Genomic DNA, 10,679 nt, shown 5'->3' with positions numbered 1-10,679 from the left:
GGAATGGGGGCAATGGCGGGGGAACGGGGGGGGGGGGGGGAGAGGCGGGCGGCGACGTAGGGGGGGGGGTCGTCGCGGGGGCCGGGGGGGGGGGGGACGCGCCGGCCGGTGGGCAGGGGGTCGGTGATGCGGTCGAGGCGGAAGAGGCGCCAGTCGTTCTTGTCGGTGTCGTGGGCGAGGAGGTACCACAGGGGGCCGGAGGCGATGAGGTGACAGGGCTCTGCGCGGCGCCGGCCGGTGGTGTCGTGGCGGGTGGTGTAGTCGAAGGTGATGATCTCGTGGTCGCGGCAGGCGACGGCGAGGGCGGCCAGCAGTGCGGGGTCGGCGCGCGGGCCGCGTGCCTCCCAGGTGATGCCGGCGAGGGAGGTCTGCAGTGCGGTGACCTGGCCGCGCAGACGGCGGGGGAGGACCTGCTCGAGTTTGGCCAGGGCGCGCAGCGCGTGTTCCTCGATTCCGGACAGTCCGCTGCCTGTGGTGGTGCGCAGGGCGACCGTGATGGCGACGGCTTCGTCGTCGTCGAGGAGGAGGGGCGGCAGGTCGGTGCCGGAGGTGAGGCGGTAGCCGCCGGCGTGTCCGCGGGCGCTGTCGACGGGGTAGCCGATCGCGCGGAGGCGGTCGATGTCGCGGCGGACGGTGCGGACGGTGACCTCGAGGCGTCCGGCGAGGTCGGTGCCGGACCATTCCCGCCGGGTCTGGAGCAGGGACAGCAGCCGCAGCATGCGGGCGGTCATGTCGCTCGTCATGAAATCCATGATGCCCGTGTCAAAGGACAGATCCTGTCCTGAATTGCTCCTACCTTGGACGGTGTCCCCACAGAGCAAACCAGGAGATTCCCCCGCATGAAGATCGCTGTTCTCGGTACCGGTGGCGGTGCCCGCGCCCACATCGTCCGCCTCGCCGGACTCGGTCACGAGGTCCACGTCGGCACCCGCGACCCGCAGGCCACCTTGGCCCGCACGGAACCGGACATGATGGGCACCCCGCCGTTCAAGCAGTTCCTCGCAGACCACCCTGGCATCGAGCTGCACACCTTCGGCGACGCCGCGGCGGCCTCCGACCACCTGGTGATCAACGGCATCGACGGCCACAACGCCGTCGCGGCCCTGACCCCTATCGCCGACCAACTGACCGGCAAGACGCTGATCGACTACGCCGTGCCGTTCGTCTACCAGCACCAGCCGGAGCATCCCTGGCCCACGCCGTGGGGGATCATGCCGAAGCTGGACCCGTGCGACACCGACAGCCTCGCCGAGCAGATCCAGCGCGCCCTGCCCGAAACGAAGGTCGTCAAGTCCTTCGTCACCCAGGAACAGACCACCGTCGTCGACCCCAAATCCATCGCTGGGGGCGACCACACCATGTTCGTCGCAGGCGACCACGTGGATGCCAAGCAGCGGACCACCGACCTGCTGACGTCCTACGGCTGGAGCGACGTCCTCGACCTCGGTCCGCTGGTGTGCGCCCGCGGCATGGAGATGTACGCCCACATGCACTCCGCCATCGGCTTCGGCCTGGGCCAGCAGTTCGGCGGCCACTTCGGCATCAAAGTCGTGCGCTGACCCGCGCCCAAGGACCGAGAAGACGAACGTGACGGAACAAGGGACACCCTCATGACGAACGGGAACACCGGCGCGATCGCCGGGAGGGGCGTCTGCCACGCCATATGGGCCCCCGACGGCCCGGCCCTGGCCGACTTCTACGCCGCCGCCCTGGGCGTCACCGTCACCGAGACCTGCCCCGACGAAGGGGGCGCCCAGACGGCCTGCGGGTTCTACGTGAATGGGGCGATGTACCTCTTGCACACCTCCCCGTCCTTCACGCCGCCCAGGAGCCGCCGGCCGCGGCCCAGGTGGCCGGAGGAGGAACTGCCCTTCCACATGGACCTCGCGTTCGACGACGTGGCAGCGGCGGAGCTGCGACTGCTGGAACTGGGCGCAACCAGACCCGGACACCAGCCCGGCGGGAAGCACTGGACCGTCCCGCTGGATCCGTCAGGCCAGCCCCTCTGTGTCCATCCCGACCACTGACTGGTACGCGCCCATGACCACCCTGCCCCGCATCACCGCCAGCCAGCGCCGCGCTCGCCTCGTCCGCCGCCACCTCCTCGCACCCTCTTCCCGCCAGGCGACGGCCGAGGCGGCCGCCGAGGCCCTGATCGGTCTGCATGCCACCGACCCGGCGACCGTCTTCCTCGCCGCGGCCGCCCGCATGCACGCCCCCACCCCGCAGGCCATCGATGCCGCGCTCTACGGCACGCCGGCCGGCCCCCGGGGCGGCGGGCCGGTGCTGGAGCGCATACGGTGCATGCGCCGCACCATGTTCGTCGTGCCCCGCTCGCTCGCCCCGGCGATCTGGTCCGCCACCACCGCCGCGAACACCGGCCGGCACCGCACCGATGCCCAGACCGTATTGGGCGATGCCCTCGGCTGGGACGAGCACCGCTACACGGCCGCCGAACAGGCTGTCCTCGATGCCCTGACCGACCGCGGGGAGGCGACCGCCGCCCAACTCGCCGCCGCCATACCCGATCTGCGCGAGCAGATCACCGTCTTCCCCGGCAAGCCCTACCAGACCCGGCAACGCGCCAGCTCCCACGTCCTGGCCGTGCTGGCCGCGGAGGGCCGTATCCGCCGCTCCCGACCTGCCGGCTCCTGGACCTCGGCACAGTTCCGCTGGACTTCCGCCCAGCCGCTCACCCGCATCGCTGTCGCGGACGCGAAGACCAGCCTGGCCCGCCACTACCTCAAAGCGTTCGGCCCGGTCACCGTCGATGACGTGAAGTGGTGGACCGGCTGGAGTCTCACCGACACCCGCAAGGCCCTGGCCGCCACCGGCGCCCAGGCCGTCGAACTCGACGAAGGCACCGGCTACTTCCTGCCCGAAGACCTCGACACCACCCAGGCCGCCCCGGCCGGACCCGAGCCGGCGGCCGCGCTGCTGCCCGGTCTCGATCCCACCGCCATGGGCTGGCGGCACCGTGACTGGTACCTCGATCCCGACCACACCAAGCCCCTGTTCGACCGCAACGGCAACATCGGCCCCACCATCTGGTGGAACGGCCGCATCATCGGCGCCTGGGCGCAGCACGAGGACGGACACATCAACCGCCACCTCCTTGCCGACCCCGGCCGTGAAGCCCGCACCGCCATCGAGACGGAGATCGGCCGTCTGACCGGATTCCTCGGCACAACCCGGGTTACCCCGTGCTACCGCACTCCTCTCGAACGCCATCTCGCCACGAAACGAGCAATCTGATCGCCGGGGTGGTTAGCTCAGATCGCCCCCATTCCGCTCACCTCTCCAGGAGATGCGCAATGAAGACTGCCCGCCGATCTGTCGCTGCGACTGCTGCAAGCGTTCTTCTCTCGCTGGGCGGCATCATGCTGGCTGCTCCTGCCCAGGCCGCTGAGCGCCAGCCCAACGATCCGGGTCCCAGCGGCATCGTTTCCAGTGCCGGCAAACTCCCCGGCCAGATCAGCAACATCCTCGGCAGCAACGGCAGCACTGGTATCACCAACAACCTCAACCAGATGCTCAACAAGGTCAATCTGATCGACTCGACTCTGCAGAACGTGGTGTCGACGATCACGGGTGTTGTGCTTCTGCCCAGCTAGGCCGTGCGGCTGTGCTGCCGGACGTCTTCGCTCTGCGGCGGGTGGCGGAGTGTGGGTGCTGCGAGGTGTCGGTGGGCTGTGCTCCGGAGGCTGTGTGTTGTTTCGCCGCTGCATGTTGAACGTCCTCGTGTCCTGTCTCTGCTCGCTCTTGTTCCTCGCGCCGGGTGTCTGGCCCGGTGCGCGCGGGACGGGGTTTTCCGTCGAGGTTGTGCGGCACGGTGTGTGCGTGCCGGGTGTCGGCCGTTCTGCTGCCGGTCCGGTGTGGGGGAGGCGGTTCATGGTTGTGGCTGCCAGCCCGCTGGCGGCCTTGGCGGGATGTGAGGTGCTGTGGCGTGGGGGTACCGCGGCGGATGCGGCGGTGGCCGTGCAGGCGGTGCTGACGGTGGTCGAGCCGCAGTCGTCCGGGCTGGGCGGGGGCACTCAGATCCTCTACTGGGACGGCGGGCGCCGTCGTGTCCGTTTCTTCGAGGGGCTCGCGCAGGCGCCGGCCGTGACCACCTGGGGACTGCGCCTGCCCACCGCGCACGAACAGCGCCTCGGCATCCGGACTTTTGGCGACAGTGTCGAGCACACCGGGCGTGCGGTGGGGGTTCCCGGCACGGTGAAGGTTCTCGGCCTGCTCCATCAGCGGTTCGGCCGCCGGCCCTGGGGTTCTCTCTTCGACGCGGGCAGGCGGCTGGCTGCCCGCGGCTTTCCGGCAGGCCGCTACCTTCACGACATGGCCGGGGAGGGCTGTGCATACCCCGGGGTGCGGGCCCTGTACTGCCCGGGCGGGCGGCCCGTGCCGACCGGGGCGACGGTGGCCAACCCTGAGCTTGCCCGGGTCCTGCACGAGGTCGCGGCCGGTGGAGCCGACGCCTTCTACGCACCACGCGGCGGGATCGCACCTGCCCTGGTGGAGGGTGCCGCGCGCGGCACCCTCAAGCCGAGTACCGACAGTCGGGGGCCTGCGGTGATCCCTTCACTCATGACGGTGCGGGACATGGTGGACTACCGGGCCCGCGAGCGGACTCCCCTGTGCCGCCAGGCAGTGGGCTACCGGGTGTGCACGGCCCCGCCGCCGGCCTTCGGCGGCATCGGCGTCCTCGGCATCCTCGCCCTGGCCGGCCGCAAGGGCATCGCCGCACGGACGCCCGGCACACTCGGCCATGCTCATCTGCTGATCGAATCCGGACGGCTGGCCGGAGTTGACGCACGGGCCTGTGCGGGAGACCCGGACTTCGGTGACGTCCCGGTGGCCGGGCTCCTGTCACCTGCCTACCTCGACCGGCGTGCCGCACTGATCTCTCCGACCACCGCCGTCCGTGGCGTACGCCCCGGCCTGTGCACCGCCACGGCTCCCGGCACCGTCAGCAACGACGCCACCAGCCAGGTGAGCATCGTGGACGGATACGGCAACGCCCTGTCCATGACCACCACGGTGAACCAGAACTTCGGCTCGGGACTCCTCGTCCGCGGCATGGTCCTCAACAACGCCCTCACCAACTTCGCACCTCCGGGCACGGGTGGCCACAACCTCATGGAACCGCTCAAACGCCCCACCACCTCGATGGCCCCCACCCTGGCCTTCACCTCCCAGGGCAGGCCACGCCTGGTGGCAGGCTCGGCAGGCGGCGGCCCCATCCCCGACTACGTGGCCCACCAGATCCTCGACACCCTCATCCACCACCTCGACCCGCGCACAGCTCTCGCGCACGGCCATGTCAGCGGCCAGACCCCCACGGACCACTGCAACGGCCTGCGCGACGTCCGCTCCGACGTGGAACAGGGCACCCGAGCCGAGCGCTTCCTGCCGGGACTCCGCGCCCTGGGTCACCCGTGCGCAACAGCGGTACCACTGCGCAGCGGAGCCGCCCTGATCGAGATCACCCCCGGCGGCGCACTCCTCGCGGCCGCCGACCCCCGCAGGGACGGCGACGCCGCAGGAGGCTGACACCACCACCGCCCCCATCCTGCACCCCAGCGGATGGCACGCTCGCCGAGTAGCTGGTCATTGGGCAACTGAAGCAGAGCTAGGCAGTGTCCGGCGGATCAGGGGCGGACAGGCCCCAGCTGACCCGCACGGCGTGCGAAGGATCGATACATCGGCCCACGCGCGGGTGACATCGCGCTTCAGGGGGCCGCTGCCAGGGGAGGGCGCAGACAGATCCATCGACTCGCAGGGTCCGGCCTCCCAGGAAGCCGCCAACTTCTCGGAAAAGGCAAGGGTTTCATGCGCATTCGCCACGCCGCTGCCGCCGCATTCGGCGCGCTCGCTCTCCTCATCATGCAACCGGGGTCCGCCAGTGCCGCCACCGGCGACTTCTCCTACAAGTTCGTCGGGCTCGACGGCACGCCCCAGCAGTCCACTCTCCACGACCCGGTCAGCCCCGGCTGCATCACGCTCCCCGAGGCCGCGGACCCGGGCGCCACCGAACCTGCCTTCGCCCCGCACAACAACACCGACACATGGGCGATGGTCTTCACCGAGCCCAACTGCACCGGCAAGTCCTGGACGCTGCGCCCGCACGGGCACCCCGCCACGGACCGACTCAAGCTGCGCTCGGTGTTTCTGACCGACCGCCATTAATGTAGGACTGCGTATCCGCTGCAAGGAATAGCACCAGTTCACCAGCCTCCTCTGGGCGGCCGATCCTGCCCAGCGGCAGATGGGACCGACTCCGATTGTCTGGGCCTATCCAGCGGATCGCGAACGAACCCGGAGTCGGATCGAAGCAACGGTGACGGTGCCGCGGAGGACGTAGGCGCGCTTGTCGAACCTCGTGCCCACGGCGCGAGAGTTCTCGAGGGCGTTGATCGTCCGCTCGACTTCGTTCCTGCGCTTGTAGATCGTCTTGTCGAAACCGGCGGGCCGTCCGCCCCCGCTGCCACGGCGTTGGCGGTTGGCCCGCTGGTTCTTCGGCTCGGGGATGGAGTGCTTGATCTGCCGTCTGCGCAGGTAGCGACGGTTGCGGCGAGAAGGGTACGCCTTGTCGCCGCCGATCCTTCCGCCCGGGTCCGTGAAGAGACGGCACGCCTTCCCGGACTGCCCATACGGACACTGATCGCCCTGGCTGCCTACGTCGATCCGTCGGTAGGGGCCTCGGCCTGCCGAACGGCTTGGCGTCATTCGGAAACCCCGGCTCGGCGCGAGCTTCTCAACGACCCGTCCGGCAAGGTCCGCATTGAGACGCTGCTCCAATACCACCAAGACGAGCCGATGCCCCGCGCGGTCCTTGACACCGCGGGACTCAAAGACCGCGCGGTAGACACCTGCCGTCTGGAACACGGCCTCGCCGAACACCTGGTCCACCACGGCGAGCCGGCCGAGCGCCGTTCCCTCGCGGGCAACCCACGCCTGGACCCGGACCTGGCCAACGTCCTCGCCCGGGACCCCGACGAGAACGTCCGTTCCTCGGTGGCCACACGCTCCGGCCTCACCGAGGGAACAACGGGCCGGCATCCACGTCGACTTCGACCCGCGCGGTCACTACTATCCGCTCGACTGGGGCATGGCACTGCACGAGGATCCCAGCGTCATGCGCCGCTTGGCTGCCTCCCCCCATCCCCTCGTACGCAGGAGCGCCGCCCGAGGGCGGCGCCTCCCGCCCGACGTCGTTGAACTCCTCGCACACGACGACGACCGGGTCGTCCAGCTCTTCCTCGCGGAACCCTGCGACGACGCGCCCGCCGACATGCTGTTGAAGGTGTGGCAGTGGTGGACCAGCAGCCTCAGTGCCCCCGACTGCTCCCACGGCCACCCCGACTTTCCCCGTCGCAACCTGCTCCGTTACGTCGACGATCCGAACCCGAGGATGCGCCAACTGGCCTTGGACGACCCGGAGTCGACGGCCGAGCTGGTGGAGAGGTGCAGCTGTGACAGCGATGAGGAGTACGGCACCGGGCTGTATCCGACCCACGGCTGACGCCCGAATCGGCTGTGCGGCTGTTCGGCGACCCGCACGAGCGCGTGCGCAGCGTCGCGGCCCCGGCATCCCAGACTGTCCGCACGGGTGTTGATCCGGCTGTTGCGGGACACCGGCAGCGGTGAGCCGGTAGACCGGTGCCTTTTCCGGCTCATCGCAGTAGAGGGTGTAGTCGGGGTCTGCCGGTTTTCGAGGTGGCCGACACGGATTTCAGGCTCGGCCGTACTCCTGTCCGAGTACGACGAGACGTGCGCCGCGGAACGAGCTATCCACCCTCGTTGTCACCGCGCAGGGAATGGATCATGTTCTGCAGGATCCGGAACGCGTCTGACTGCTCGGTCCCGGTCAGGCCCCCCAGCATTCTGGCCTCGACGGACCGGACGGCTGCGCTCGCCTTCTCGAGGCTTCGTCGGCCGCTAGGCGTGAGCCGCGTGGGAAGCACCTTCCCGACGGGTGCCTCCGCGGGCCTGGTCACGTAGCCGTCTCGTTCCAGGGCCTGGAGCAGCACGTTCATCGTCTGCCGTGTCACGAACGCGCCCCGCGCGAGCTCGGAGTTCGACAAGCCCGGTCGTTGCGCCAGCAGCTCCAGGCAGGAGTAGTGCGTCACGCTCATTCCGAGCGGCCGCAGCACTTCCTCCATGGCCGCGCGGAGCGCGCTCGACGCTTCTTTGAGCAGGTAGCCCAGTGACGTCTCCAGGTCGACGCCGACACCTTCTTGACTCATGTCAGTATTCTGACATAGTTTGATGCATGTCAGAAAACTGACACGAAAAGAAGGAGCGTCATCATTCCCGCCACCGGCCCCGACTTCATCTCGCTCCAAGTGCGCGACCTCGACGCTTCGCAGGCGTTCTACGAGCAGTACCTGGGCCTCATCCGCTCGCCGGGCGGGCCCCCGCACGCCGTCGTCTTCGAGACGAAGCCGATCGCCTTCGCACTCCGCGACGTCATTCCCGGCACCGACCTCGCATCCGTCGCTCAGCCCGGCATCGGTGCCGCGATCTGGCTCCACGCCACCGACGTCCAGGCCATCCACGACGCGCTCGTCGCCGACGGTCACACCATCGTCTCCGCGCCGATCGACGGCCCCTTCGGTCGGACCTTCACCTTCGCCGACCCCGACGGCTACCAGGTCACGCTCCACGACCGCGCTTGACCGACCAAACGCCCCGGACGATCAGCAGCGGTTGCGCCCTAGGCTCGTGCGTGACGCCGTTACCGCCCGATCGGGCACAGCCGCTCCCGGCCTGGAGGCCGGTGTTCGTGCCGGGCCGCGGCCGATGCCCGTGAAGCCTGTGAGGTGTACGAGGAGGGTTCACCGGCGAGTCTGCCGCTCCGGCCTTCGTCCTTCTCCTGCACTGTCTCGGGTCCCGGGCCGTGGTGGCCCGCCCTCTGCCGGGCCGTCTCCGGCGTCCACCGCAGCCTGCCGGTTCGCACGTCGACCGGCCACATCTCGGTCAGCACCGTCGTGCCGCTCAAGGCATCTGTCGGGCTGGCTTCAGCGTGTTGCGGATATGAGTCCTGCTGGCATCCTGACGGGCCCGTCACGAGCTCTGCTGGAGTCGCTCCGCAGCCTGAGCAGGTCTGTCAACGAGTCACGAAGGCTGTCGAGTCCCGAGACGTTACAGTGCGTGAGAGATCACAGAAGTTGGCCAGAACCTGCTTGAACTCCCGGATGTGCGAAGTCGGCCGGGTGACCGTGCGATCACCTCACACCGCCCCTACGACGACTGCAGCACGACCGTGTCGTCCAGCCAGTCGTAGATGCGGGCCATGGCCAGTCGCTGGGCGCCCGCCTGGCAGTGGGCGTCGGCGCCCTCCGCCGCGGAGAACTCGATCAGGGTCCGGGGGCAGGTGAGGTGGTCGTAGAGCTGTCGGGCCTGTCCTGCGAAGAACAGGTCCTCGACGGCCTCGCAGACCAACGTGGGGCATTCGATGCGTTCGGCGATGCCGTCGCGGAGGTGGTAGTCGAGATAAGCGGCGCCGAAGGCGCGGGGGGTGTCGGCTCCCATCACGTACATGCCGTGGCTCAACGCCCACCGCATGACCGGGTTCATGGCCATCAAGTGGTCCAGCCGGGCGTCGAGTTCGGGGTCGGAGTCCGAGCGGAAGCGCCGTTCGGTCTCGTCCCGGTCGCCGGGTACGACGCCGGTGACCGCCTGGCCGAGGTCGTAGACACCGTCGAGGGCGATCACGGCGGCCAGCCGGCGTTCGAAGGCCGCCGCCCTCGGCGCGAGCAGTCCGCCCATGCTGTTGCCGAGGAGCGCGATGCGGTCCCCGTCGACCTCCGGCAGGGTGAGCGCGAAGTCGAGGACGGGGCCGACGACGTTCTCCCAGTCCGGACGGAAGACCAGTCCGTCGCGGTGCAGCGGCCCCGACTGCCCCGGGCCTTCGAAGACGAGGACGGTGTAGCCGCGCTCCGCACCCGCCATCGCTCCGAAGTAGTGCATCTCCTCCGCCGTGCCGTCGAAGCCGTTGTGCATCACCACGGTCGGCCGCGCCGTCGTGGAGGCATCGGCCCGGTAGAGGTATCCGGGCAGGGTGCCGCCCTCGTAGGGGATGTTCACCGGCTCGATCCGTGGCGTGGTGAACAGCTCCGCGGCGGCGCGGAAGCACTCGACGCTGCGCTCGTAGGCGTGGTGGTGGCGGGGGTCGTGCGGGTTGCCGTGCAGGAAGAACTCCGCCGACCGGTAGTAGTTCGACGCCCGCAGGAAACCGTCACGGGCGCTGACCGGGTGGCCCTGTGCCAGGGCCCGCCGGGCCTCGGCGGACACCCGCTCGGCAGTGGCCAGCCACTCGTCGTGCCAGCTGTCGTAGTCGCCCTCCACGATGCGCATGCTCGTCGCGACGACCTCGCCGAAGTCGGCGCCACCGTAGGTGATGTGGCCGAATGACCGCAGGGTTTCGTACCAGAACTGGGCGTCCTTCGGGAACAGCAGGGGCTTCATGATCGCTCCTTGCGGTGAGGGGTCTTCAGCGGCCCGCGCCGCCGGGGACGAGCGGTGTCCGTCCCCCGCGGCGCAGGTGGTGGTGTTCAGCCTTGGTTCCGCCCGGGGGCGCTGTCGGGGATCCAGGTGCCGTGGAGTCCGGCGCTGACGCGGTGGGGCAGGTGGATGGTGGCGACGTGGTTGAGGCCGGAGGCGTCGAGGATGAGTAGGTG

Annotated in this window: 12 protein-coding genes and 1 pseudogene; 8 read left to right on the top strand and 5 right to left on the bottom strand. The window is 69.5% G+C overall.

From position 1 onward, the window contains the following. A partial coding sequence (locus tag ADK64_RS40995; RefSeq protein WP_234384931.1) for a helix-turn-helix transcriptional regulator occupies nt 1–743 on the bottom strand: 743 nt, incomplete at its 3' end. A gap of 96 nt (nt 744–839) precedes the next feature. Here ADK64_RS40995 and ADK64_RS40990 point away from each other — a divergent pair. From ADK64_RS40990 to ADK64_RS40965, 6 genes are all read left to right on the top strand, one after another. Further along, the gene (locus ADK64_RS40990) at nt 840–1,559 is read left to right on the top strand and encodes an NADPH-dependent F420 reductase (RefSeq protein ID WP_053667347.1); all 720 of its coding nucleotides are present in this window, start codon (nt 840–842) and stop codon (nt 1,557–1,559) included. Nucleotides 1,560–1,610: 51 nt separating this feature from the next. Then, nucleotides 1,611–2,027: a VOC family protein gene (locus ADK64_RS40985; RefSeq protein ID WP_053667346.1), complete on the top strand. Its 417-nt coding sequence runs from the start codon at nt 1,611–1,613 to the stop codon at nt 2,025–2,027. A gap of 13 nt (nt 2,028–2,040) precedes the next feature. Beyond that, on the top strand, nt 2,041–3,255 hold the full coding sequence (locus ADK64_RS40980) for a winged helix DNA-binding domain-containing protein (RefSeq protein WP_053667345.1): 1,215 nt from the start codon (nt 2,041–2,043) through the stop codon (nt 3,253–3,255). A gap of 59 nt (nt 3,256–3,314) precedes the next feature. Continuing rightward, nucleotides 3,315–3,614, top strand: coding sequence for a hypothetical protein (locus ADK64_RS40975; RefSeq protein WP_159046470.1), 300 nt, complete (start codon nt 3,315–3,317; stop codon nt 3,612–3,614). Nucleotides 3,615–3,891: 277 nt separating this feature from the next. After that, entirely contained in the window at nt 3,892–5,547 is a 1,656-nt protein-coding gene (locus ADK64_RS40970) for a gamma-glutamyltransferase family protein (protein ID WP_063790037.1), read from the top strand. Nucleotides 5,548–5,826: 279 nt separating this feature from the next. Beyond that, entirely contained in the window at nt 5,827–6,183 is a 357-nt protein-coding gene (locus tag ADK64_RS40965) for a hypothetical protein (protein ID WP_053667342.1), read from the top strand. A gap of 105 nt (nt 6,184–6,288) precedes the next feature. On the opposite strand, the pseudogene ADK64_RS40960 reads toward ADK64_RS40965, so the two are convergent. Beyond that, nucleotides 6,289–6,597, bottom strand: a pseudogene (locus ADK64_RS40960) (IS5/IS1182 family transposase); the annotation flags it as partial. Between the two features lie 535 nt (nt 6,598–7,132). Between ADK64_RS40960 and ADK64_RS40955 the strand changes: the two are divergent. Beyond that, entirely contained in the window at nt 7,133–7,519 is a 387-nt protein-coding gene (locus ADK64_RS40955; RefSeq protein ID WP_159046469.1) for a hypothetical protein, read from the top strand. A gap of 265 nt (nt 7,520–7,784) precedes the next feature. On the opposite strand, the gene ADK64_RS40950 is transcribed toward ADK64_RS40955, so the two are convergent. Next, entirely contained in the window at nt 7,785–8,243 is a 459-nt protein-coding gene (locus ADK64_RS40950) for a MarR family winged helix-turn-helix transcriptional regulator (protein ID WP_053667340.1), read from the bottom strand. 63 nt (nt 8,244–8,306) lie between these two features. Between ADK64_RS40950 and ADK64_RS40945 the strand changes: the two genes are divergently transcribed. Then, nucleotides 8,307–8,675 carry a VOC family protein gene (locus ADK64_RS40945; protein ID WP_053667339.1) on the top strand — a complete coding sequence of 123 codons (369 nt, stop codon included), beginning with the start codon at nt 8,307–8,309 and terminating at the stop codon, nt 8,673–8,675. A gap of 565 nt (nt 8,676–9,240) precedes the next feature. Here the strand turns inward: ADK64_RS40945 and ADK64_RS40940 are convergent. Further along, the gene (locus ADK64_RS40940; protein ID WP_053667338.1) at nt 9,241–10,467 is read right to left on the bottom strand and encodes an alpha/beta hydrolase family protein; all 1,227 of its coding nucleotides are present in this window, start codon (nt 10,465–10,467) and stop codon (nt 9,241–9,243) included. 86 nt (nt 10,468–10,553) lie between these two features. Beyond that, a complete protein-coding gene (locus ADK64_RS45720; protein WP_324614509.1) occupies nt 10,554–10,670 on the bottom strand; it encodes a carotenoid oxygenase family protein in 117 nt (38 codons plus the stop codon). Nucleotides 10,671–10,679 lie beyond the last annotated feature (9 nt).

Origin of the sequence: Streptomyces sp. MMG1121, from assembly GCF_001280015.1 — a bacterium.
GTDB lineage: Bacteria > Actinomycetota > Actinomycetes > Streptomycetales > Streptomycetaceae > Streptomyces.
The sequence above is the reverse complement of the archived record's forward strand: the minus strand, read 5'-3'. Positions and strand labels throughout refer to the sequence as shown.